Source organism: Pseudomonas sp. CFSAN084952 (genome assembly GCF_009648855.1).
Classification (GTDB): domain Bacteria; phylum Pseudomonadota; class Gammaproteobacteria; order Pseudomonadales; family Pseudomonadaceae; genus Aquipseudomonas; species Aquipseudomonas paracarnis.
The window spans coordinates 688,034-710,014 of sequence record NZ_CP045767.1 but is presented as its reverse complement, the minus strand read 5'-3'; the positions used below and the strand labels follow the sequence as shown (position 1 = coordinate 710,014).

General features: G+C 60.4%; 23 protein-coding genes. 11 read left to right on the top strand and 12 right to left on the bottom strand.

Annotated elements, in window-relative coordinates:
• Positions 1–500 precede the first annotated feature (500 nt).
• The 9 genes from GH769_RS03250 to pdeM all read left to right on the top strand — a co-directional run bounded on the left by GH769_RS03250 (position 501) and on the right by pdeM (position 10,971).
• Positions 501–1,505 (top strand): ligase-associated DNA damage response exonuclease, encoded by a 1,005-nt coding sequence (locus GH769_RS03250; RefSeq protein WP_014717257.1) that lies wholly within the window; start codon positions 501–503, stop codon positions 1,503–1,505.
• On the top strand, positions 1,502–3,136 hold the full coding sequence (locus GH769_RS03245) for an ATP-dependent DNA ligase (RefSeq protein ID WP_032903242.1): 1,635 nt from the start codon (positions 1,502–1,504) through the stop codon (positions 3,134–3,136). Before GH769_RS03250 ends, GH769_RS03245 begins: the two co-directional genes overlap by 4 nt.
• Before the next feature lie 309 nt (positions 3,137–3,445).
• On the top strand, positions 3,446–4,225 hold the full coding sequence (locus GH769_RS03240) for a transporter substrate-binding domain-containing protein (protein ID WP_014717255.1): 780 nt from the start codon (positions 3,446–3,448) through the stop codon (positions 4,223–4,225).
• Between the two features lie 57 nt (positions 4,226–4,282).
• Positions 4,283–5,011 (top strand): ABC transporter permease, encoded by a 729-nt coding sequence (locus GH769_RS03235; protein WP_014717254.1) that lies wholly within the window; start codon positions 4,283–4,285, stop codon positions 5,009–5,011.
• The gene (locus GH769_RS03230) at positions 5,008–5,718 is read left to right on the top strand and encodes an ABC transporter permease (protein ID WP_003189226.1); all 711 of its coding nucleotides are present in this window, start codon (positions 5,008–5,010) and stop codon (positions 5,716–5,718) included. Before GH769_RS03235 ends, GH769_RS03230 begins: the two co-directional genes overlap by 4 nt.
• Positions 5,719–5,727: 9 nt before the next feature.
• Entirely contained in the window at positions 5,728–6,846 is a 1,119-nt protein-coding gene (locus GH769_RS03225) for a succinylglutamate desuccinylase/aspartoacylase family protein (RefSeq protein ID WP_032903244.1), read from the top strand.
• A gap of 13 nt (positions 6,847–6,859) precedes the next feature.
• On the top strand, positions 6,860–7,624 hold the full coding sequence (locus tag GH769_RS03220) for an ABC transporter ATP-binding protein (RefSeq protein ID WP_014717251.1): 765 nt from the start codon (positions 6,860–6,862) through the stop codon (positions 7,622–7,624).
• Between the two features lie 216 nt (positions 7,625–7,840).
• Positions 7,841–10,321 carry a ligase-associated DNA damage response DEXH box helicase gene (locus GH769_RS03215; RefSeq protein ID WP_032903245.1) on the top strand — a complete coding sequence of 827 codons (2,481 nt, stop codon included), beginning with the start codon at positions 7,841–7,843 and terminating at the stop codon, positions 10,319–10,321.
• Entirely contained in the window at positions 10,321–10,971 is a 651-nt protein-coding gene (gene pdeM / locus GH769_RS03210; RefSeq protein ID WP_020300973.1) for a ligase-associated DNA damage response endonuclease PdeM, read from the top strand. The genes GH769_RS03215 and pdeM overlap by 1 nt, the downstream gene beginning before the upstream one ends.
• Before the next feature lie 21 nt (positions 10,972–10,992).
• Here the strand turns inward: pdeM and GH769_RS03205 are convergent, their stop codons facing one another.
• Both GH769_RS03205 and dcd read right to left on the bottom strand, forming a co-directional pair.
• Positions 10,993–11,190 (bottom strand): hypothetical protein, encoded by a 198-nt coding sequence (locus GH769_RS03205; protein WP_005785769.1) that lies wholly within the window; start codon positions 11,188–11,190, stop codon positions 10,993–10,995.
• Positions 11,191–11,298: 108 nt separating this feature from the next.
• Positions 11,299–11,865, bottom strand: coding sequence for a dCTP deaminase (gene dcd, locus GH769_RS03200; protein WP_003189215.1), 567 nt, complete (start codon positions 11,863–11,865; stop codon positions 11,299–11,301).
• Positions 11,866–12,253: 388 nt separating this feature from the next.
• On the opposite strand from dcd, the gene GH769_RS03195 reads away from it, so the two are divergent.
• The gene (locus tag GH769_RS03195; protein ID WP_002554837.1) at positions 12,254–12,463 is read left to right on the top strand and encodes a cold-shock protein; all 210 of its coding nucleotides are present in this window, start codon (positions 12,254–12,256) and stop codon (positions 12,461–12,463) included.
• Between the two features lie 156 nt (positions 12,464–12,619).
• Here GH769_RS03195 and rpoS read toward each other — a convergent pair whose 3' ends face one another.
• From rpoS to GH769_RS03155, 8 genes are all read right to left on the bottom strand, one after another.
• Complete coding sequence (gene rpoS / locus GH769_RS03190; protein WP_032903246.1) at positions 12,620–13,627, bottom strand: RNA polymerase sigma factor RpoS; 1,008 nt, start codon at positions 13,625–13,627, stop codon at positions 12,620–12,622.
• 106 nt (positions 13,628–13,733) lie between these two features.
• Positions 13,734–14,570 carry a peptidoglycan DD-metalloendopeptidase family protein gene (locus GH769_RS03185; RefSeq protein ID WP_032893170.1) on the bottom strand — a complete coding sequence of 279 codons (837 nt, stop codon included), beginning with the start codon at positions 14,568–14,570 and terminating at the stop codon, positions 13,734–13,736.
• Between the two features lie 209 nt (positions 14,571–14,779).
• Complete coding sequence (locus GH769_RS03180) at positions 14,780–15,415, bottom strand: protein-L-isoaspartate(D-aspartate) O-methyltransferase (RefSeq protein WP_169850588.1); 636 nt, start codon at positions 15,413–15,415, stop codon at positions 14,780–14,782.
• Positions 15,416–15,456: 41 nt separating this feature from the next.
• Complete coding sequence (surE, locus tag GH769_RS03175; RefSeq protein ID WP_014717247.1) at positions 15,457–16,206, bottom strand: 5'/3'-nucleotidase SurE; 750 nt, start codon at positions 16,204–16,206, stop codon at positions 15,457–15,459.
• Entirely contained in the window at positions 16,194–17,252 is a 1,059-nt protein-coding gene (gene truD, locus GH769_RS03170; protein ID WP_032903247.1) for a tRNA pseudouridine(13) synthase TruD, read from the bottom strand. Before truD ends, surE begins: the two co-directional genes overlap by 13 nt.
• Positions 17,249–17,722 carry a 2-C-methyl-D-erythritol 2,4-cyclodiphosphate synthase gene (gene ispF, locus GH769_RS03165; protein WP_003189207.1) on the bottom strand — a complete coding sequence of 158 codons (474 nt, stop codon included), beginning with the start codon at positions 17,720–17,722 and terminating at the stop codon, positions 17,249–17,251. The genes truD and ispF overlap by 4 nt, the downstream gene beginning before the upstream one ends.
• A 54-nt stretch (positions 17,723–17,776) precedes the next feature.
• Positions 17,777–18,622 (bottom strand): S-formylglutathione hydrolase, encoded by an 846-nt coding sequence (fghA, locus tag GH769_RS03160; protein ID WP_020300971.1) that lies wholly within the window; start codon positions 18,620–18,622, stop codon positions 17,777–17,779.
• An 8-nt stretch (positions 18,623–18,630) separates the two neighbouring features.
• On the bottom strand, positions 18,631–19,743 hold the full coding sequence (locus tag GH769_RS03155) for an S-(hydroxymethyl)glutathione dehydrogenase/class III alcohol dehydrogenase (protein WP_014717243.1): 1,113 nt from the start codon (positions 19,741–19,743) through the stop codon (positions 18,631–18,633).
• Between the two features lie 109 nt (positions 19,744–19,852).
• Here GH769_RS03155 and GH769_RS03150 point away from each other — a divergent pair, with 109 nt between their 5' ends.
• The gene (locus GH769_RS03150; protein WP_019817856.1) at positions 19,853–20,749 is read left to right on the top strand and encodes a LysR substrate-binding domain-containing protein; all 897 of its coding nucleotides are present in this window, start codon (positions 19,853–19,855) and stop codon (positions 20,747–20,749) included.
• 129 nt (positions 20,750–20,878) lie between these two features.
• Here GH769_RS03150 and ispD read toward each other — a convergent pair whose 3' ends face one another.
• Both ispD and ftsB read right to left on the bottom strand, forming a co-directional pair.
• Positions 20,879–21,586 (bottom strand): 2-C-methyl-D-erythritol 4-phosphate cytidylyltransferase, encoded by a 708-nt coding sequence (ispD, locus tag GH769_RS03145; RefSeq protein WP_014717241.1) that lies wholly within the window; start codon positions 21,584–21,586, stop codon positions 20,879–20,881.
• The gene (ftsB, locus tag GH769_RS03140; RefSeq protein ID WP_003189195.1) at positions 21,583–21,861 is read right to left on the bottom strand and encodes a cell division protein FtsB; all 279 of its coding nucleotides are present in this window, start codon (positions 21,859–21,861) and stop codon (positions 21,583–21,585) included. The genes ispD and ftsB overlap by 4 nt, the downstream gene beginning before the upstream one ends.
• Positions 21,862–21,981 lie beyond the last annotated feature (120 nt).

Genomic DNA, 21,981 nt, shown 5'->3' with positions numbered 1-21,981 from the left:
GAGTCGCTCTTGATCTGCTTTTGATTTTGATCTTAAGCGCCCCGTCAAACCACGCTGGCCGGAATTCGACAGGGATTTTGGGGGTAAACCGGCAGGGATGCCGGTTTAGCCGCCCCGCGCCATGGATGGCGCGTGGCGGCGGCCCCCCAAATCACTGGCGGATTACGGGCACACCGAGCCCAAGCGAGGTGCCGAGTGGTGGGGCAAGAGCCCTTTTGGTTACTTTTGGAGCTCTTTTCCAAAAGTGACCCGCTGTAAAAGCGGAACCGTAAGTGGCCGTTACCGCAGAAATGGATATGTACACGGATAACAGCTTCGGCTGTCAGGCCGTCATCGCAGGCAAGCCAGCTCCCACAGTTGGATCGTCAGGTGTCAGGTAGATAGGTGTCGGCTTCTAGGCCAACATCGAAGGCAAGCCCACCTTTGCAACCTGCATTCAGATAGAACTTCTGCACCCAGCCCCGCCTCATAACTAACAAGCCCACCGCCCCGGCACCCCCATGGACCTTGTCATCGCCCGCCCCGAAGGCCTCTACTGCCCTGCCGGTGATTTTTACATCGACCCCTGGCGCCCAGTAGAACGTGCAGTCATCACCCACGCCCACGGCGATCACGCCCGCACCGGCAATCAACACTACCTGGCCGCCGCCCCCGGCGAAGGTATCCTGCGCTGGCGCCTGGGCCAGGACATCAACCTGCAAACCCTGGCCTATGGCGAACGGTTGGTGCATCACGGCGTGACCTTGAGTTTTCATCCAGCCGGGCATGTTCTGGGCTCGGCCCAGGTGCGCCTGGAATACCAGGGCGAGGTCTGGGTGGCGTCCGGCGACTATAAGGTCGAGCCCGATGGCACCTGCGCACCCTTCGAACCGGTGCGTTGCCACACCTTTATCACCGAATCCACATTCGGGCTGCCGATTTACCGCTGGCAGCCTCAGGCGCAGATTTTTGCCGGGATCAATGACTGGTGGAAGGCCAATATCGCCAGCGGCAAAGCCAGCGTGTTGTTCTGTTATTCCTTCGGCAAGGCCCAACGCATTCTCCATGGGCTGGACGCCAGCATCGGCCCGATCCTCAGCCACGGCGCGGTCGAGCCGTTGAACCGGGTGTACCGCGAAGCGGGCATCTACATCCCCGAGACCCTGTATGCCGGCGACTTCAAAAAGACCGACCCACTGCTGCGCCAAGCCTTGATCATCGCCCCGCCCTCCGCCGGAGGCAGTACCTGGATGCGCCGCTTTGGCGACTACAGCGACGCCTTCGCCAGCGGCTGGATGCGCTTGCGTGGTACCAGACGGCGACGCGGTGTGGACCGTGGCTTCGTGCTCTCGGACCACGCCGATTGGCCCGGCTTGTTGTGGGCCATCGAACAAACCGGCGCACAACGGGTAATGGTCACCCATGGTTCGGTCGGTGTGTTGGTGCGTCACCTGCGGGAAAAGGGCTTGGATGCCCAAGGCTTCAGCACCGAATACGGCGATGACGAAGAAGAGGCTACTGCATGAAAGCCTTCGCCGAGCTGTACGCCAACCTCGACGCCACCACTTCCAGCAATGCCAAGCTTGCGGCTCTGCAAGCCTACTTCCTGCAGGCGCCGCCAGCCGATGCGGCCTGGGCGGTGTACTTTCTCAGCGGCGGGAGGCCACGGCAACTGGTGCCGACGCGCCTGCTACGGGACATGGCCACCGAAGCGGCCGGCATCGAACCCTGGCTGTTCGAAGAGAGCTACCAGTCCGTAGGTGACCTGGCCGAGACGATCTCACTGCTCCTGCCAGAATCCACCTACACATCCGAAGACGGCCTGGCCGTGTGGCTGGAAGAAAAACTGCTGCCCCTGCGCGGTCTGCCACCCTTGGACCTTGCAGACAGGCTGCCGGCGCTGTGGGCGCAACTGGACCAACCGAGCCTGATGGTGTGCATCAAGTTGATCACCGGCAGCTTTCGGGTGGGCGTATCCAAACTGCTGGTGACCCGCGCCCTCGCTGCCATGGCCGACCTCGACAGCAAGCGCGTGGCGCAGCGGTTGGTGGGCTACACCGATTTGTCGAACCGTCCCACAGCCGAAGGCTACCTCAAGCTGATTGCCGCCGAATCATCCGACGAGCACGCGCAACGTGGCGGGCAACCCTATCCGTTTTTTCTGGCTCACGGGCTGGCGCAACCGGTGGAGCAATTCGACACCCTGCTCGGTTCACCCGCCGATTGGCAGGTGGAATGGAAGTTTGATGGCATTCGCGCACAACTGGTCAAGCGCGAGGGCCGCCTGTGGGTCTGGTCTCGCGGGGAAGAGTTGCTGACTGAACGTTTCCCTGAACTCCACAGCCTGGTCAGTGGCCTGCCCGATGGTACGGTGATTGATGGCGAAATCGTGGTGTGGAAAGACTCGGTGCAACCCTTCGCGCTGCTGCAACAGCGCATTGGCCGTAAAACCTTGAGTAAAAAAGTCCTTGAGGATGCGCCAGTGGCGGTGCTCGCGTACGACCTGCTGGAGTATCAGGGCGACGACTGGCGCAACCACACCCAAGCCGAACGCCGTACCCAATTGGAACAGGTCATCGCTGCGTGCAACCAACCGGTGTTATTGCCCTCGCCCTTGCTGGAAGGCAAGACCTGGGCAGCCTTGGCCGAGCAGCGCGAAGCCTCTCGCAGCCTGGGCGTGGAAGGCATGATGCTCAAGGATCGCAACGGCCTCTACGGCGTGGGCCGCACCAAGGACATGGGCCTGTGGTGGAAGTGGAAGGTCGACCCCTTCAGCGTCGACGCCGTGTTGATCTACGCCCAGCGCGGCCATGGCCGGCGCGCCAGCCTCTACAGCGACTACACCTTCGCGGTATGGGACGGCCCGCCAGGCAGCGAGCGCACTCTGGTGCCGTTCGCCAAGGCGTATTCCGGGCTGACCGACGAGGAAATGCGCAAGGTCGACGCCATTGTGCGCAAAACCACAGTGGAGAAGTTCGGCCCGGTCAGCAGCGTGACGCCGAGCATGGTGTTTGAGCTGGGTTTTGAAGGGATTGCTCTGTCCAAGCGGCACAAGAGCGGAATTGCGGTGCGGTTTCCGCGGATGCTGCGCTGGCGCCAGGACAAGGCGGTGGAGGAAGCGGACAACCTGGCCACGCTACAAGACTTGCTAGCCTGATGTAGCCCCTTGTGGGAGCTGGCTTGCCTGCGATAGCGGTGAGTCAGCACCCATGTAACAACTGACCCACCGCTATCGCAGGCAAGCCAGCTCCCACCTTCTTGATAAGTGACAGCTCCAGAATGGTGCACTGGAAATTCCATGCCCATTTTTGGGCACCGCCTACACTTGGAACTGCCTTACCCCACCGTTTAAAAAGCCCATCCGGAACTATGGTGCAGAAATTGCTACTTGTGGTGGGTCTGACACCGTTCAGTAACAGTCCTAATCGCGCCACAAGCGCTTATCTTGGTTTCCAGGGATTACCTAATGAAAAAAGCATTGCTGACCCTTTCTGCACTGGCTCTGTGCATGGCTGCTGGTGTTGCTACAGCCAAGGAATACAAGGAATTGCGTTTTGGTGTCGACCCTTCCTACGCACCGTTCGAATCCAAGGCCGCCGACGGTAGCCTGGTGGGCTTCGATATCGACCTGGGCAATGCGATCTGCGCGGAGCTGAAGGTCAAGTGCAAGTGGGTCGAAAGTGACTTCGACGGCATGATCCCGGGCCTGAAAGCCAATAAGTTCGATGGCGTGATTTCGTCGATGACCGTGACTCCAGTGCGCGAGAAGGCCATCGACTTCTCTTCCGAGCTGTTCTCCGGCCCGACTTCGCTGGTGTTCAAGAAAGGCGCTGGGTATTCGACGCCAGAATCCCTCAAAGGCAAATCCGTAGGCTACGAGCAAGGCACCATCCAGGAAGCCTACGCCAAGGCCGTACTGGATAAAGCCGGGGTGACCACCAAGGCTTACGCCAACCAGGACCAGGTGTACGCCGACCTGACCTCCGGGCGCCTCGACGCTTCCGTGCAGGACATGCTGCAAGCCGAACTGGGCTTTCTCAAGTCGCCCGCCGGTGCTGGCTATGAAGTGAGCGCCGCTATCGACGACCCGCTGCTGCCGTCAAAAACCGCCATCGGTATCAAAAAAGGTAACACTGAACTCAAGGCGCTTTTGGATAAAGGTATCAAAGCGTTACACGATGATGGCACCTACGCCACTATCCAGAAGAAACACTTTGGCGATCTGAACCTGTACAGCGGCAAATAATGCCTGGGGCGCCCTGCTTCGGGTGGGGCGCTTTTTTATCGCCATAGGTCCTGATTTATGTTCGAAGATCTGTTGCAAACCCTCGGGCTGAGCGCATTCAGCCTGAAGGGTTTCGGCCCGCTGTTGCTGCAAGGCACCTGGATGACCATCAAGTTGTCGGTGCTGTCCCTGGCCGTCAGCGTAGTGCTGGGCCTGCTCGGCGCCAGCGCCAAATTGTCCAGCCTGGCCATTGTGCGTATCCCCGCCCAGCTCTACACCACCCTGATTCGCGGGGTACCGGACCTGGTGCTGATGCTGTTGATTTTCTACAGCCTGCAAACCTGGCTCAGTGGCTTTACCGACTTTATGGAATGGGAATACATCGAGATCGACCCGTTCAGCGCCGGGGTGATCACCCTGGGCTTTATCTACGGTGCGTATTTCACCGAAACCTTTCGCGGTGCGATCCTCGCCGTGCCCCGTGGCCAACTCGAAGCCGCCACCGCTTACGGGCTCAAGCGCGGACAGCGGTTTCGCTATGTGACCTTCCCGCAGATGATGCGCTTTGCGCTGCCGGGCATCGGCAATAACTGGATGGTGATGCTCAAGGCCACCGCACTGGTGTCGATCATCGGCCTGGCAGACTTGGTAAAAGCCGCCCAGGACGCTGGCAAGAGCACCTATCAATTGTTTTATTTCCTGGTGCTGGCGGCGCTGATCTACCTGTTGATCACCAGCGCGTCCAACTTTGTCTTGCGCCGACTTGAACGTCGCTACTCCGCAGGCGCCCGGGAGGCCGTGCGATGATCGAGCTATTGCAGGAATACTGGCGCCCCTTTCTTTATAGCGACGGCCAGCACATCACCGGTCTGGCCATGACCTTGTGGCTGCTCAGCGCCTCACTGGTCATCGGCTTTCTGGTGTCGATCCCGCTGTCCATCGCCCGCGTTTCGCGCAAGCGCCTGGTGCGTTGGCCCGTGCAGTTCTACACCTACCTGTTTCGTGGCACGCCGCTCTATATCCAACTGCTGATCTGCTACACCGGCATCTACAGCCTTGCCGCTGTACGAGCACAACCGGTGCTGGATGCGTTCTTTCGCGATGCGATGAACTGCACCCTCCTCGCCTTCGCCCTCAACACTTGCGCCTACACCACGGAGATTTTCGCCGGGGCGATCCGCAGCATGGCCCACGGCGAAGTCGAGGCGGCCAAGGCTTATGGCCTAAGCGGCTGGAAGCTGTACGCCTACGTGATCATGCCTTCTGCGTTGCGACGCTCGTTGCCCTACTACAGCAACGAGGTGATCCTGATGCTGCACTCGACCACCGTGGCCTTTACCGCGACGATCCCGGATATCCTCAAAGTGGCCCGGGATGCCAACTCCGCCACCTTCATGACCTTCCAGTCATTTGGCATTGCCGCACTGATCTATCTGACGGTGACCTTTGCCCTGGTCGGCCTGTTCCGCCTGGCGGAACGCCGTTGGCTGGCCTTTCTCGGGCCGAGCCACTAAGGAGTTTGCATGCACCATCAGCTACATGACTTGATCGCGCCGGTGCCCGGCACGGCGCGGCAGATCCACAGTTTTCACTTCGGCCCGCAGCAGCCCGAAGGCAAGGTGTACATCCAGTCCTCCCTGCATGCCGATGAATTGCCGGGCATGCTGGTGGCCTGGCATCTGAAGGCGCGCCTGGCAGAACTTGAAACGGCCGGGCGCTTGCGTAGCGAAATCGTGCTGGTGCCCGTCGCCAACCCGGTGGGCCTGGAACAGGTATTGATGGATATCCCCTTGGGCCGCTACGAACTGGAAAGCGGGCAGAACTTCAATCGCCTGTTCGTCGATCTCAGCGAAGACGTCGGTAACCAGGTCGAAGACCTGCTGGGCGATGATCCCCAGCGCAATGCCCAATTGATCCGCAGCGCACTGTCCCACGCCCTGGCCGCGCACACCGCCCAGACCCAGTTGCACTCCCAACGCCTGGTGCTGCAACGCCTGGCCTGTGATGCCGACGTGGTGCTGGACCTGCATTGCGACTTCGAAGCCGTGGCCCACCTGTACACCACGCCCGAAGCCTGGCCACAGGTAGAACCGTTGGCGCGCTACCTGGGTTCGCAGGCCAACCTGTTGGCCACCGATTCCGGCGGGCAGTCTTTTGATGAGTGTCTCACCCTGGTGTGGTGGCAGTTGCAGCAACGCTTCGGCGAACGCTACCCGATCCCCATGGGCAGCTTGTCGGTGACCGTCGAGCTGCGTGGCCAGGGCGATGTCAACCACGGCCTCGCCGCGCTGGACTGCCAGGCCATCATTGATTATTTGATCCACTTCGGCGCCATTCGCGGCAATGCAGCCCCCTTGCCTGCCCTGGCCTACCCGGCTACGCCGTTGGCGGCGGTGGAGCCGGTGACCACGGCGGTGGGTGGCTTGCTGGTATTCAACGCCCTGCCAGGCCAATACCTGGAGGCCGGGCAATGGGTCGCCGACATCATCGACCCCATTACAGACCGCGTAACGCCTGTGCACTGCCAGCACGCCGGGCTGCTTTACGCCCGTTCGCTACGCCGCATGGCCACGGCCGGCATGGTGATCTGCCATGTCGCCGGCACACAGGCCTACCGCAGCGGTTATCTACTTTCGCCTTGAGGATGCATGCCCCATGTACAAACTGACCGTTGAAGGCCTGCACAAAAGCTATGGCGACAATCAAGTGCTCAAAGGTGTGTCGCTCAAGGCCAAGACCGGTGATGTGATCAGCCTGATCGGCGCCAGTGGCTCAGGCAAGAGTACCTTCCTGCGCTGTATCAACTTTTTGGAAACCCCCAACGATGGCGCCATGACCCTGGACGGCCAAGCGATCCGCATGGTTAGCGATCGCCAGGGCATGAGGGTGGCTGACGACGCCGAGCTGCAACGCTTGCGCACACGGCTGGCGATGGTGTTCCAGCACTTCAACTTGTGGAGCCACATGAGCGTGCTGGAAAACATCACCATGGCCCCCCGCCGCGTGCTGGGTTGCAGCAAGAAGGACGCCGAAGACCGTGCCCGCCGCTACCTGGACAAAGTCGGGCTGCCGGCGCGGGTGGCTGATCAATACCCGGCATTCCTCTCCGGCGGCCAGCAGCAGCGTGTCGCCATCGCCCGCGCCCTGGCCATGGAGCCGGAGGTGATGCTGTTCGATGAACCCACGTCGGCGCTGGACCCGGAGTTGGTGGGCGAAGTGTTAAAGGTGATCCAGGGCCTGGCCGAGGAAGGCCGCACCATGATCATGGTGACCCACGAGATGAGCTTTGCGCGCAAGGTTTCAAGCCAGGTGCTGTTCCTGCACCAGGGTCTGGTGGAGGAGCAGGGCTTGCCGGAGGATGTGCTGGGCAATCCGAAAAGCGAACGCCTGCAGCAGTTTCTGAGTGGCAATTTGAAGTAGGCGCGAGCTTGCTGTGGCGAGGGAGCTTGCTCCCGCTAGGGCGCGAAGCGGCCCCGCTCTTTGTTCAAAAAGACGGAGACTGCTACGCAGTCCAGCGGGAGCAAGCTCCCTCGCCACAGGGCAGCGCTTCTGCTTGACTGAATGGCATTAGGCAGTTGAACGTCGGCGCTGCCTCAGGGGTCTTTGAACTAACCCCTCCAGAGCGTCCGCTGCCGCATGGCAAAAACCCACGACTTCGCCAAGCAATGGTTTGCCACCCAAGGCTGGAAGCCATTCGCCTTTCAGAAAGAGGTATGGGCCGCGGTCAAGGCCGGCCAGTCGGGGTTACTGCATGCCAGCACGGGGGCGGGTAAAACCTATGCCTTGTGGTTTGCCGCACTCAACCGTTTCGCCATTACCCGCCCGCCCGCTACAAGCAAGCGCAAACCGCCTGCCCAGCCGCTGACCGTCCTGTGGATCACGCCGATGCGCGCCCTGGCCGCCGACTCCGCACGCGCCCTGCAAGCACCGCTGGAGGCCCTGCACATTCCCTGGAGCGTGGGCCTGCGCACCGGCGATACCAGCAGCAGCGAACGCGCACGCCAGACCCGCCGCCAGCCCACCGCCCTGGTCACCACCCCGGAAAGCCTGACCCTGATGCTGGCCCGTGCCGACAGTGAAACCAGCCTGGCGCACCTGCGCATGGTCATCGTGGATGAATGGCACGAACTGATCGGCAATAAGCGTGGCGTGCAGTTGCAACTGGCACTGGCACGCTTGCGGCGCTGGCATCCTGAGTTGATGGTGTGGGGTATTTCCGCGACGCTGGGTAATCAGGCCCACGCCTTGGAAGTACTGGTCCCACAGGGCGGCGGCATCAATGTACAGGGGCAAACGGCCAAGGCACTGAAGGTCGACACCTTGCTGCCGCCCGTCACCGAGCGCTTTCCCTGGGCCGGGCATATCGGCTTGAAGATGTTGCCGCAAGTGGTCGCCGAGGTAGAGGCCAGCAGCAGTTGCCTGGTATTTACCAACACCCGCGCGCAATCCGAGATCTGGTACCAGGCGATTCTGGGCGCTCGTCCGGACTGGGCCGGCTTGATTGCCCTGCACCACGGTTCGTTATCGCGAGAGACCCGGGACTGGGTGGAGCGAGCGTTGAAAGATGGACAGCTCAAGGCAGTGGTGTGCACTTCCAGCCTCGACCTGGGCGTTGACTTCCTGCCGGTGGAACGGGTGCTGCAAATCGGCTCCGCCAAGGGCGTAGCGCGGCTGATGCAACGCGCCGGGCGCTCCGGCCACGCGCCAGGGCGGCCCTCACGGGTAACGCTGGTGCCCACCCACAGCCTGGAGCTGGTGGAAGCCGCAGCCGCCCAGGATGCGATCGCCCAACGGCGCATCGAAGCGCGGGAATCACCGTACAAGCCGCTGGATGTGCTGGTCCAACACTTGGTCAGCATGGCCTTGGGTGGCGGGTTTACTCCGGCGGCACTGTTGGACGAAGTGCGCGGCGCCTGGGCCTATCGCGACCTCACCGAAGCGGACTGGGCCTGGGCCCTGGGGTTTGTGCGCCATGGTGGCCTGTCACTCACCGCTTATCCGGATTACCGCCGGGTGGAGCCCGATGAGCACGGCATCTGGCGCGTTCCGGATGCCCGCCTGGCACGCCGCCACCGCATGAGCGTGGGCACCATCGTCAGTGACGCCAGCATCCAGCTCAAGTTCTGGAGCAAAGGCGGCGGCGGCAAGAACCTGGGCAGTGTCGAGGAAGGCTTTATTGCAAGGCTCAAGCCGGGGGATGGGTTTTTGTTCGCGGGGCGGTTGCTGGAATTGGTGCGCGTGGAAAACATGACCGCTTACGTACGCCGCAGCAACGCGAAAAAAGCCGCCGTGCCACGCTGGAATGGCGGGCGCATGCCCCTTTCCAACGAACTGGCCCAGGCGGTGGTCGAGCGTTTTGATGCCGCCGCGCATGGGCACTTCGACGGCCCAGAGATGAAGGCGGTGCAACCGTTGCTGCATACCCAACTGCGCTGGTCCGGGCTGCCGACCCGCGAGCATTTGCTGGCTGAAACCCTGCGGTCGCGAGAGGGCTGGCACCTGTTTCTGTACCCATTCGCTGGCCGCCAGGTACACCTGGGCCTAGCCAGTTTGCTGGCATGGCGGGTCAGCCAGCAGCAGCCGCTGACCTTTTCGATTGCGGTGAATGATTATGGCCTGGAGCTCTTGAGCGCCACCGAGGTGCAGTGGCCCCAGTTGTTGAATACAAGGTTGCTGAGCCCCCAAGGCCTGCTGGCGGATGTGGTCGCCAGCCTCAATGCCGGCGAACTGGCCCTGCGCCGCTTTCGCGAGATTGCGCGAATCGCCGGGCTGGTATTTGCCGGGTATCCCGGCGCGCCAAAAAGCACGCGACAAGTGCAGGCTTCCAGTGGTTTGTTCTTTGAAGTGTTCAAGCAATATGACCCACAAAATCTGCTGCTGGCCCAGGCAGGAGAAGAAGTTCTGCGGGACGAGCTGGATATTCGCCGGCTGGAACAGACGCTGAATCATCTGTCGACGCTGAAGCTGGACCTGCACAGGATCCAGCGGCCCACGCCCCTGGCCTTTCCGCTGCTGGTAGAACGGATGCGCGAAAGCATGAGCTCGGAAAAACTCTCGGAGCGCATCGCGCGGATGGTCAAGGACCTGGAAAAAGTCGCCGACAAAGGGCAAGGCTGATGCATTACCCACTGACACTGGAAGGTGAAGAGCTATGGCTATTGCCGCAGAAAGCTGTGTACTGGCCCGCGCGTAAATGTTTGCTGATCGCCGACGCGCATTTTGGCAAGGCGTCGGCCTATCGCAGCCTGGGGCAGCCGGTGCCACAGGGCACTACTACGGCCAACCTGGAAGGCCTGGACAGGCTGTTATCGGCCCTACCCTGCGAACAGTTGATCTTTCTCGGCGATTTCCTGCACGGCCCCGGCTCTCACGCCAGCGGCACCCTGAACGCAATCCGGGCCTGGCGTGAGCGCAATCGCACACTGGCCTTGATCTTGATTCGCGGCAATCACGACAAACGTGCCGGCGACCCACCACTGGACTTGCGCATCGACGTGGTCGCGGAGCCTCTGCTGATGGGCCCTTTCGCCTTGCAACATGAGCCCGACGCCCATGCCAGCCATCATGTACTGGCGGGGCATGTGCATCCTGTGTACCACCTGCGCGGTAAAGGGCGCCAACGGCTACGCCTGCCGTGCTTCCAGGTCGGCGGGCGGGTAAGCCTGCTGCCAGCCTTTGGCGCGTTTACAGGGGGCTATGCCGTGGAGCAGGCCCCAGACCGCCGAATCTATGTGATCGGCGATCACCAGGTCTGGCCGATTCAATGATCGATAAGGCCTGCTCAGGGATCAGGCAACGGGCGCGGGTGGCGGCTCGTCCGGTAAGGTCGGCTCACCCGGTTCGGTAGGCTGTGGGTAATCAGGTTCGGGTTGACCAGGGATGCCCCCCGCGTGCGCGGGGTTGGCCATCAAGGACCAGGCCAGAACACCAATCTGGTTGGGTTCAAGCCGGGCGAGTTCTGCGCTGATTCGCGGGTCGATCTTCATAAGGTACTCCTCAAGTATGGCCCGGCGCGTTTCACACGCGCCGAAGCAGTACACCTAGATAGAGTCACTTTCTGCAGACAAATTCCCTTTACCCGAAGGCGCTTTCGATCAAGCGCGTGGGAGAGTGACGCCGCGTTGGCCCTGATACTTGCCCGCACGGTCCTTGTAAGACACTTCACAAGCCTCATCGGACTGCAGGAACAGCATCTGTGCCACGCCTTCGTTGGCGTAGATTTTCGCCGGCAAGGTGGTAGTGTTGGAGAATTCCAGGGTCACGTGGCCTTCCCACTCCGGCTCGAGCGGTGTGACGTTGACGATAATGCCGCAGCGGGCATAGGTGCTTTTACCCAGGCAGATGGTCAACACGTCGCGCGGAATACGGAAGAATTCCACGGTGCGCGCCAGGGCGAAAGAGTTGGGCGGGATGATGCACACGTCGCTCTTGACGTCGACGAAGCTCTTTTCGTCGAAGTTCTTTGGATCGACGATCGCCGAATTGATGTTGGTGAACACCTTGAATTCATCGGCGCAACGCACGTCGTAGCCATAGCTGGAAACACCGTACGAAATCACGCGCTCGTCGCCTTCGCCACGAATCTGACGTTCGACGAACGGCTCGATCATGCCGTGTTCCTGCGCCATGCGGCGAATCCACTTGTCCGATTTGATGCTCATGGCGGTGTCCTGAATAGCGAGGCGAAAAAAATCTGTGGGCCATCTTACCGGGGCCGGCGTTGGGGTTCAAAGGCCGTACGGGTTTTCTTGATCAATGCACGGCCAGTTATAAGCCATAGCGAGCGTGGCCGGGACCCGGACGGCAGGCGCCAATGACTGTAAATACCACCGCCAGTCACGAAAATAGAGAAACCTTCGGAAATACCATTGGCACGTTCCGGAAAAAGGGTTAAGGTGGCGCCACTGTGCTGCTTGTGTCACTGAGAATCTCTACACGATATGTTGAATTTCGATCCAACCATCTCCAAGAATTTTTCCTGCTCTTTGCACTCAGTCTCGGCCAGGGCTTTTCCTGAGTCGCAGTTAACTTTGTCCAAGGAGATACACCATGTCTAATCGCCAAACTGGTACCGTTAAGTGGTTCAACGATGAAAAAGGCTTCGGCTTCATCACTCCACAATCCGGTGACGACCTGTTCGTTCACTTCAAAGCTATCCAATCCGACGGCTTCAAAAGCCTGAAAGAAGGCCAACAGGTTTCTTTCATCGCTACCCGCGGTCAGAAAGGCATGCAAGCTGAAGAAGTTCAAGTTATCTAACTTGTACTGACTTAGTCGAAAAAACCCCGCCCTTAAAAGCGGGGTTTTTTTATGCCTGATCGTTCCCGCGCTCTGCGTGGGAACGATCAGGGCACAGCAAAACGCCCGATGCATTCACATGCATCGGGCGTTTTGTCATCGCTGCCCTACCAATCGTTATTGGAACAACGACTCACTCGACAAGCCATTCTTCTCCAGGATCTCGCGCAAGCGCTTGAGGCCCTCTACCTGGATCTGCCGCACCCGCTCACGGGTCAGACCAATCTCCAGACCTACATCCTCCAGGGTGCTGCTCTCATGACCGCGCAGGCCGAAGCGGCGAATCACCACTTCACGCTGCTTGTCCGTGAGCTCTGAGAGCCACTGGTCAATACTTTGGGAAAGATCATCGTCCTGCAACAGCTCGCAAGGGTCCGTCGGACGATCATCGGTCAGGGTGTCCAGCAGGGTCTTATCCGAGTCCGGCCCCAGCGAGACATCGACCGAAGAGACACGCTCGTTAAGGCCGAGCATGCGCTTGACCTCCCCTACCGGTTTTTCCAGCAGGTTGGCGATCTCTTCAGGCGAAGGTTCATGATCGAGTTTTTGCGTCAGCTCACGCGCCGCCCGCAGGTAGACGTTGAGCTCCTTGACCACATGGATCGGCAACCGGATCGTGCGGGTCTGATTCATGATCGCCCGTTCGATGGTCTGGCGAATCCACCAGGTGGCATAGGTGGAGAAACGGAAGCCCCGCTCAGGGTCGAATTTCTCCACAGCCCGGATCAAGCCCAGGTTGCCCTCCTCGATCAGGTCCAACAGGGACAGCCCACGATTGACGTAGCGTCGGGCGATTTTCACCACCAGGCGCAGGTTGCTTTCAATCATGCGCTTACGCCCAGCCGCATCGCCCTTTTGCGACAGACGCGCAAAATGGACTTCTTCTTCGGGGGTCAACAGAGGGGAAAAGCCGATTTCATTGAGGTACAGCTGGGTCGCGTCGAGCGCCCGCGTATAGTCAACGTACTTGTGCTGCTTCAACGCGGCAGCATTCTTGGATTTGGTGCGAACTGAAGGTGGTGATACCCCTTCATTATCTGACATCGTTTCCAAATCGATACCGGCCTCCATAAGGAGAACCTCATCGTCGATGTCAAACTCCGGCACTTCTTTACTGAGAGCCATTGTTATAGTCCTTTGGTGAGTTCGACCTCAAGCTCAAGCGACGCCTCTATCCTTGGCAACGCTGGAGCCTGTTCCTTCTACGTGAGGGAACAGGCTGTGCAACACATCAACGACGGGGCAGGAATTGCAGCGGATCTACAGGCTTCCCTTGGCGGCGAATCTCAAAGTGCAGTTTCACCCGGTCTGTGCCCGTTGACCCCATTTCGGCAATCGTCTGTCCGACCTTGACCTGCTGCCCCTCCCGAACCAACAACCTGCGGTTATGACCGTAGGCACTGACGTAGGTATCGCTGTGTTTGATGATGACCAGCTCGCCGTAGCCCCGCAAACCACTCCCGGCGTACACCACTGTCCCATCAGACGCAGCTAAAACAGGCTGTCCCAAATCCCCGGCGATATCAATGCCTTTATTCAAACTACCGTTTGAAGAGAATTTTCCAATCAACACTCCGTTTGAAGGCCATCCCCAACCGGTCGGCGCAGGCCCGGCGGGTGGCAACGGCGCGGGTGCCGGCTTGCTCGCAACCGTAGGCGCGGCGCTGCCTGCAGGCCGGGTAATGATGGTGGTCTTGCTCGAGGACGATGGCGAAGATCCCGACTTTGTCACAACTGCCGTAGGTGCAGAACCTGAGCGACCATCGAAACGAATGGTCTGCCCCGGATGGATCGTATACGGCACAGGAATGTTGTTACGGGCGGCCAGCGCCTTGTAGTCCCAGCCATAACGAAAGGCAATCGAGAACAGGGTGTCGCCTTTGCGCACCACGTATTGGCCAGTGGTGACCGTAGGTCTCTGGGGGGTTGCGTTGGTACGGTCAACGACCCGCGCACCGCCGGATGGCGTGCTCGAGCAGGCTGCCAATAAGGAACTCAAGACAAGGCCAAGCACCAGTCGCTGAAAGCTTGTTTTACTCATTCGCTGCGCAGGACCTGTGAGACTCACCCGCCGCTCCCTTTGTGGTGGCTGAACGTTAACGCCTGTATCAGGCTTGAAATATGACGCAAGTATAACTGGGCATTGGCTTTTTACTGGCACCTGACTGAAAGGAAAAATTCACCATGTTTAATCGTGGCTGCCAGGCATGTTGATTCAATAGACCCCGCCGTAAGACACATCCCCGCTTACAGAATTCACTGCCCGCGAATAAATGATCAGGCCAGCGGGCCGTTGAGCAAGGGGACGAAACGCACGGCACCGAGTACATGCCGGGAAAAACCTTCGTCCTCACGGATAATAAGCATCAACTGTTGCACTTCGCCGGAGCCCACCGGGATGACCAGCCGCCCGCCAGGTGCCAATTGATCCAGCAAGGCTTGCGGCACATCGGTGGCCACGGCGGTGACGATGATACCGTTGTAGGGCGCCAGCGCCGGCCAGCCCTCCCAGCCATCGCCCCAGCGGAATACCACGTTGCGCAGGTTCAGCTCCACCAGACGCTCTTTGGCCCGGTCCTGTAGCACCTTGATGCGCTCGACCGAAAACACCCGCTCTACCAATTGCGACAGCACGGCCGTCTGATAGCCAGAGCCGGTACCAATCTCCAGCACCTTGTCCAACGGCCCCGCCGCCAGCAATAGCTCGCTCATACGCGCAACCATATAGGGCTGAGAGATGGTCTGGTTGTGGCCGATGGGCAACGCTGTGTCTTCATAGGCGCGATGCGCCAGTGCCTCATCAACAAACAGATGCCGCGGCGTGCGTCGGATTACTTCCAGCACCTGTGCGTTGGACAAGCCTTCTTCATACAGACGCTGGATCAACCGCTCCCGGGTGCGCTGGGAGGTCATCCCGATGCCGCGGCGCAACAAGTCGTCTTGTTCACGAGCCATCAACGCAGTCCCTCCAGCCAGCCATCAAGGCCACTGAAGGCATCACTGAAGGTGCGATCAAACAGCAACGGGGTAACGGAGACATAGCCTTGCATCACCGCATGAAAGTCCGTGCCCTCGCCGCCATCTTCGGCGTCACCGGCCGCGGCGATCCAGTATCCTTCCTTGCCGCGTGGGTCGACCACCTTCAAGGGCGCCGCAGCACGGGCGCGATGGCCCAGGCGCGTGAGTTGGATACCGCGAATATGGTCGAGGGGCAAGTTGGGGATATTGACGTTGAGCACCGTACGCGGCGGCAGGTCCAGGGAGCCATGGGCCTCCACCAGCTTGCGCGCGTAATACGCCGCCGTCGCCAGATTATCCAATTGCCGCGAGGCAAAGGAAAAGGCAAAGCCGGTGCGGCCCAGGAAGCGCCCTTCAAGGGCGGCCGCCACGGTACCGGAATACAGCACGTCATCACCCAGGTTGGCGCCCAGGTTGATCCCCGAGACCACCAGGTCTGGCTGGTGCTCCAGCAGACTGTTGATCGCCAGGTGCACGCAGTCGGTGGGGGTGCCGTTAACGCTGATAAAGCCATTGGCCAGGACCCGCGGGTGCAGCGGACGGTCGAGCGTCAGCGAACTGCTGGCGCCGCTCTTGTCCTGGTCGGGGGCAACCACCACGCACTCGGCGTAATCCTGCAGCGCAGCATGGAGCGCGGCAAGACCGGGTGCGGTGGCACCGTCATCGTTTGATATCAGAATACGCATGGGCTGTCCGTCTGCCCCACCGGCACCAGATCAACAAGCTCGCGCACCAAGACAGTGGCGAAGCATCCGGCCGGCAGGACGAATTCCAATTGCAGAATGTCAGGCCCGGGATAATGCCACGTCAACCCGCCAATGGGCAGTCGCAGAATGCGACGTTCCTGGCTCATTCCCGCCTTCACCAGCCAATCACGTAGGTCAGCTTCGCCAGCGGCGACAGATTGTTCCAGCTCGTATGTAAGACCTTTCGCCGGCGAATCGCCCTCGCCCCACTGTGGGCCGGTGGGATGCAGGTCCAGGATCGCCAGGCGCGGGTCACTGCACTCAGCTTCCCCGGCCGGAAAAAAACTGCGACTGTCGGTAAACGCCAGCAGATCGCCAACTTGGGCTCGCTGCCATGAACCGTCGGCGACACGAGCCGCCAACACTTGGTTGAACAGGTAACTGCGAGCGGTGGACAGCAAGCGCGAGCGCACGTTGCGCTGCTCGGGCAGGGCCTTGCGGGCGGCCCACTCGCGAGCATCCACCACGTTGCCGCCGTTGTGGCCAAAACGCTGGGAGCCGAAATAATTGGGGATGCCGTGCCGGGCAATCAACTGCAGACGTGCGTCGATGGCAGCGGTGTCGCCGACCAGTTGGGTCAGGCGCAAGGTGAAGCCGTTGGCCGAATGAGCCCCACGCTGCAACTTGCGTTTGTGACGGGCGGTTTTCAGGATCTTGAGGGTGTCGTTTTCTGCGCCGCTCATGTCCGGGTCGGCCTTGCCGGGCAATTGCACGCTGAACCACTGGCGGGTCAGGGCCTGACGGTCCTTGAGCCCGGCATAGCTGACGGTGCGCAATGGCACCCCAGCAGCCTTGGCGATACGCCGTGCCGCTTCCTCAGTGTTCAAGCCGCGCTTTTCCACCCACAGCCACAGGTGCTCGCCGTCGCCGGTCAGCGGGATGTCCAGCACCTCATCAACCTGGAAGTCTTCGGCTGTGGCCTTGAGTACCGCGCTGCCCAGGGCCTCGCCATAGGCCCTCGGGCCCAGCAGTTGCAGGTCGTTCATGCGCGCAGCAACAAGGCGACGGAGTGCACCGCGATGCCCTCTTCACGACCGGTAAACCCGAGCTTTTCGGTGGTGGTGGCTTTCACGTTGACTTGATCCAATTCAATTTGCAGGTCTGCGGCGATCGCAGTGCGCATCGCTTCGATATGGGGGGCCATTTTCGGCGCCTGGGCGACGATGGTGTTATCGACGTTGCCAACCTTCCAGCCCTTGGCATGGATCAGGCCGACCACATGGCGCAGCAACACACGGCTGTCCGCGCCCTTGAAGGTGGGATCGGTGTCCGGGAAGTGCTTGCCGATATCGCCCAATGCAGCCGCGCCGAGCAAGGCATCGCTCAAGGCGTGCAAGACCACGTCGCCGTCAGAATGAGCCAGCAACCCATGGTGGTGTGCAATACGCACGCCGCCCAGGGTGATGAAATCGCCTTCAGCGAAACGGTGCACATCGTAGCCGTGGCCAATACGCATAAAAAAACGCCCCGATTTAATTCAGGGCGTGATTCTACCTACTTTTGCCTCAGATTAACCGAGCAAAGCACGACCATGATGCCGCAAATGGTCTTCGATGAAGCTGGCGATGAAGAAGTAGCTGTGGTCGTAGCCAGGCTGCAGGCGCAGTTCCAGCGGATGGTTGGCTGCCTTGGCTGCTTGCAGCAGGGCTTCGGGCTTGAGCTGAACGGCGAGGAAATCGTCGCGATCGCCCTGGTCCACTAACAGCGGCAACTTTTCCGAGGCTTCGCTGATCAGCACGCAGGCATCCCATTCACGCCACTTCGAGCGCTCTTCCCCCAAATAACGGGAAAAGGCCTTCTGGCCCCACGGACAGTCCATCGGATTGTTGATCGGCGAAAATGCCGACACCGACAGGTAACGTCTAGGGTTGCGCAGCGCACAGACCAGCGCACCGTGACCGCCCATGGAGTGGCCGCTGATGCCGCGTTTATCCGACGCAGGGAAATGCACCTCCACCAGTGCCGGCAATTCCTGCACCACGTAGTCATGCATCCGATAGTGCTTGGCCCAGGGTTCCTGGGTGGCATTGAGGTAGAAGCCGGCGCCGAGGCCGAAGTCCCAGGCATTGTCCGGGTCGCCCGGCACGCCGGGGCCACGGGGGCTGGTGTCCGGCGCGACGATAATCAAGCCCAACTCGGCGGCCATGCGCTGGGCGCCGGCCTTCTGCATGAAGTTTTCGTCAGTACAGGTCAAACCGGACAGCCAATACAACACCGGCAGCTTGCCGCCCTGCTCCGCTTGCGGTGGCAGGTAGACGGCAAAGGTCATGTCGCAACCGAGCACATCGGAATGATGCTTGTAGCGTTTATGCCAGCCGCCGAAGCTCTTCTGGCATGACAGGTTTTCCAGACTCATGGCCGACCTCAGAAGTGAATGACGGTACGAATGCTCTTGCCTTCATGCATCAGGTCAAACGCTTTGTTGATATCTTCCAGGCCCATGGTGTGGGTGATGAAGGTATCCAGCGGAATTTCACCGGACTGAGCCATTTCCACGTAGCTTGGCAATTCGGTACGACCGCGCACGCCACCAAACGCCGAACCACGCCAGACGCGACCGGTGACCAGCTGGAATGGGCGAGTGGCAATTTCCTGGCCAGCACCGGCCACGCCGATGATCACTGACTCGCCCCAGCCTTTGTGGCAGCACTCAAGGGCCGCACGCATCAGTTGCACATTGCCGATGCACTCGAAAGAGAAGTCCACGCCGCCGTCAGTCAGGTCGACAATCACGTCCTGGATTGGGCGGTCGTAGTCTTTCGGGTTGATGCAATCGGTGGCACCCAGTTGCTTGGCGATTTCGAACTTGGCCGGGTTGATATCAATAGCAATGATGCGACCGGCCTTGGCCTTGACTGCACCGATAATCGCCGACAGGCCAATACCGCCCAGGCCGAAGACGGCCACGGTGTCGCCCGGCTTGACCTTGGCGGTGTTGATCACCGCACCGATGCCGGTGGTGACACCACAACCGAGCAGGCAGACTTTTTCCAACGGCGCTTCTTTAGGAATCTTGGCCACGGAGATTTCCGGCAGCACGGTGTACTCGGAGAACGTCGAGGTGCCCATGTAGTGGAAAATCGGCTGGCCCTTGTAGGAGAAACGCGTGGTGCCATCCGGCATCAAGCCCTTGCCCTGCGTGGCGCGAATGGCCTGGCACAGGTTGGTCTTGCCACTCAGACAGAACTTGCACTTGCCGCATTCCGGGGTATACAGCGGGATCACGTGATCGCCCACAGCCACCGAAGTTACGCCCTCGCCGATGGCTTCCACCACTGCGCCGCCTTCATGGCCGAGGATCGACGGGAAGATGCCTTCCGGGTCAGCCCCCGACAAGGTGTAGGCATCGGTGTGGCACACGCCGGACGCGACCACCCGCAGCAGCACCTCGCCAGCCTTGGGCATGGCGACATCCACTTCAACAATCTCAAGGGGCTTCTTGGCCTCGAAGGCTACGGCGGCACGGGACTTGATCATCCGGGTTTCTCCATCGGGTTAAAAACTGAGACGGTGAGTGTAAATCATCACTTATTGATGAATAATTCGGGCTAAAGCAAAACATTATTGCTGTACAGGGACAATCACCATGCTGGAGAACCGCTGGGAAGGCATTGACGAGTTTGTCGCGGTGGCCGAATGCAGCCAGTTCACGGCGGCGGCCGAACGGTTGGGGGTGTCTTCATCCCATGTCAGCCGGCAAGTGGCGCGCCTTGAAGAACGCCTGCAAACCCGATTGCTGTACCGCAGTACGCGCAAGGTGACTTTGACCGAAGCCGGTCAGACCTTCCTGCAGCACTGCCAACGCCTGCAGGACGGTCGCGAGGAAGCGTTGCGGGCGGTGGGCGACCTGACCAGCGAACCCAAGGGCATGTTGCGCATGACCTGCGCCGTGGCCTATGGCGAACGCTTTATCGTGCCGCTGGTGACACGATTCATGGCGCACTATCCGCAACTGCGCGTGGACATCGAGTTGACCAACCGCTCGCTGGACCTGGTGCATGAAGGCCTCGACCTGGCCATCCGCCTGGGACGCCTGCAAGACTCGCGCATGGTTGCCAGCCGCCTGGCACCTCGACGCATGTACCTGTGCGCGTCGCCCTCCTACCTCGAACGGTACGGTCGGCCACACAGTTTGTCGGAGTTGAGCCGGCATAACTGCCTGATTGGCAGCTCGGATATCTGGCAAATGGCCCAGGATGGGCGGGAATTTTCCCAGCGCGTGCAAGGCAATTGGCGCTGCAACAGCGGGCAAGCGGTGCTGGATGCGGCGTTACAAGGCATGGGCTTGTGCCAGTTGCCGGATTACTACGTGCTGGAGCATCTGCACAGCGGGGCGTTGGTGTCGTTGCTGGAGGCTCATCAACCGCCAAATACTGCGGTGTGGGCGTTGTATCCGCAGCAGCGGCATTTGTCGCCGAAGGTGAGGAAGCTGGTGGACTTTTTGAAGGTGGGGTTGGCGCAGAGGCCGGAGTACAAGCATTGAATTGAGGTGGTCTGCACCGGCCTCATCGCGGGCAAGCCCGGCTCCCACAGTTGGACGTGTTGTTTGATGTGGCAGCGATCAAATGTGGGAGCTGGCTTGCCTGCGATGAAGCAGACCCGGCCTGACAGGTTACCGCCGGTTAGCCCAGCGCAACTTCAACCACTCCAGGTCTTCCGGCCGAGTCACCTTGATATTGTCCGAACGCCCTTCGATCAGGCGCGGCGCCTGCCCGGACCATTCCATGGCCGACGCTTCATCGGTGATCACCGCATCGGCCACCAGGCTGTCGGCCAAGGCGCGATGCAAGGCGCCCAGGCGGAACATCTGCGGCGTGTAAGCCTGCCAGATCAGGCTGCGATCAACGGTATCCACCACACGGCCATGCTTGTCGACACGCTTGAGGGTGTCGCGCGCCGGCACCGCCAGCAGGCCGCCTACCGGATCGTCAGCCAGTTCCGCCAACAATTTGTCGAGGTCATCACGGCTCAGGTTAGGCCGCGCAGCGTCGTGCACCAACACCCAGTCGTCATCACTGGCGCCCAGGGCGTTGAGTTGCAGCAGCGCATTGAGCACCGAGCCGGAACGTTCCGAGCCCCCGTCGGCACGCTGGATACGCGGGTCAGTGGCGCATGCCAAGGTGGGCCAATAAGGATCGTCAATTGCAAGACTGACCACCAGGCCCTTGAGGCGTGGGTGGTCGAGAAAACAGCCGAGGCTGTGTTCGAGAATAGTGCGCCCGCCCAGTTGCAGGTACTGCTTGGGACGGTCTGCGGCCATACGGGCACCGACGCCCGCGGCAGGGATCACGGCCCAGAAGGCCGGTAAATCGTGGCTCATTGGGCCAACTGGTAGAGGGTCTCGCCCTCCTTGACCATGCCCAACTCATGACGAGCCCGCTCTTCAACGGTCTCCGTGCCTTTTTTCAGCTCAAGCACTTCAGCGTCCAGGACACGGTTGCGCTCCAGCAGGCGTTCGTTTTCGGCACGCTGGTCGGCAATTTGCTGGGTCAGCTCTTCCACCTGCGCAAAGCTGCCATTACCGACCCATAGGCGGTACTGCAGGCCAGCCAGCAACAAGAGTAAGACGAGGAACAACCAATTGGGACTGCGCATCGAAATCCGGGTATCCAGTGAAAAAAGACAGTCATGCAAACCTTTTGCAGCAACTGATAGCACAAAGCCTGGAAAAACCAGGCTTGCGCTTGTCAGTCAGCAGATTAGCGCCGAAATTCA

Excerpts from the sequence above, each read along its gene's own strand:
- GH769_RS03215 (WP_032903245.1), top strand. The coding sequence starts at position 7,841 with ATGGCAAAAACCCACGACTTCGCCAAGCAATGGTTTGCCACCCAAGGC.
- GH769_RS03240 (WP_014717255.1), top strand. The coding sequence starts at position 3,446 with ATGAAAAAAGCATTGCTGACCCTTTCTGCACTGGCTCTGTGCATGGCT.
- GH769_RS03225 (WP_032903244.1), top strand. The coding sequence starts at position 5,728 with ATGCACCATCAGCTACATGACTTGATCGCGCCGGTGCCCGGCACGGCG.
- GH769_RS03150 (WP_019817856.1), top strand. The coding sequence starts at position 19,853 with ATGCTGGAGAACCGCTGGGAAGGCATTGACGAGTTTGTCGCGGTGGCC.
- fghA (WP_020300971.1), bottom strand. The coding sequence starts at position 18,622 with ATGAGTCTGGAAAACCTGTCATGCCAGAAGAGCTTCGGCGGCTGGCAT.
- ispF (WP_003189207.1), bottom strand. The coding sequence starts at position 17,722 with ATGCGTATTGGCCACGGCTACGATGTGCACCGTTTCGCTGAAGGCGAT.
- ftsB (WP_003189195.1), bottom strand. The coding sequence starts at position 21,861 with ATGCGCAGTCCCAATTGGTTGTTCCTCGTCTTACTCTTGTTGCTGGCT.
- GH769_RS03235 (WP_014717254.1), top strand. The coding sequence starts at position 4,283 with ATGTTCGAAGATCTGTTGCAAACCCTCGGGCTGAGCGCATTCAGCCTG.
- GH769_RS03195 (WP_002554837.1), top strand. The coding sequence starts at position 12,254 with ATGTCTAATCGCCAAACTGGTACCGTTAAGTGGTTCAACGATGAAAAA.
- GH769_RS03180 (WP_169850588.1), bottom strand. The coding sequence starts at position 15,415 with ATGACCTCCCAGCGCACCCGGGAGCGGTTGATCCAGCGTCTGTATGAA.
- surE (WP_014717247.1), bottom strand. The coding sequence starts at position 16,206 with ATGCGTATTCTGATATCAAACGATGACGGTGCCACCGCACCCGGTCTT.
- GH769_RS03245 (WP_032903242.1), top strand. The coding sequence starts at position 1,502 with ATGAAAGCCTTCGCCGAGCTGTACGCCAACCTCGACGCCACCACTTCC.
- GH769_RS03205 (WP_005785769.1), bottom strand. The coding sequence starts at position 11,190 with ATGAAGATCGACCCGCGAATCAGCGCAGAACTCGCCCGGCTTGAACCC.
- ispD (WP_014717241.1), bottom strand. The coding sequence starts at position 21,586 with ATGAGCCACGATTTACCGGCCTTCTGGGCCGTGATCCCTGCCGCGGGC.
- dcd (WP_003189215.1), bottom strand. The coding sequence starts at position 11,865 with ATGAGCATCAAATCGGACAAGTGGATTCGCCGCATGGCGCAGGAACAC.
- truD (WP_032903247.1), bottom strand. The coding sequence starts at position 17,252 with ATGAACGACCTGCAACTGCTGGGCCCGAGGGCCTATGGCGAGGCCCTG.
- GH769_RS03230 (WP_003189226.1), top strand. The coding sequence starts at position 5,008 with ATGATCGAGCTATTGCAGGAATACTGGCGCCCCTTTCTTTATAGCGAC.
- pdeM (WP_020300973.1), top strand. The coding sequence starts at position 10,321 with ATGCATTACCCACTGACACTGGAAGGTGAAGAGCTATGGCTATTGCCG.
- rpoS (WP_032903246.1), bottom strand. The coding sequence starts at position 13,627 with ATGGCTCTCAGTAAAGAAGTGCCGGAGTTTGACATCGACGATGAGGTT.
- GH769_RS03220 (WP_014717251.1), top strand. The coding sequence starts at position 6,860 with ATGTACAAACTGACCGTTGAAGGCCTGCACAAAAGCTATGGCGACAAT.
- GH769_RS03155 (WP_014717243.1), bottom strand. The coding sequence starts at position 19,743 with ATGATCAAGTCCCGTGCCGCCGTAGCCTTCGAGGCCAAGAAGCCCCTT.
- GH769_RS03250 (WP_014717257.1), top strand. The coding sequence starts at position 501 with ATGGACCTTGTCATCGCCCGCCCCGAAGGCCTCTACTGCCCTGCCGGT.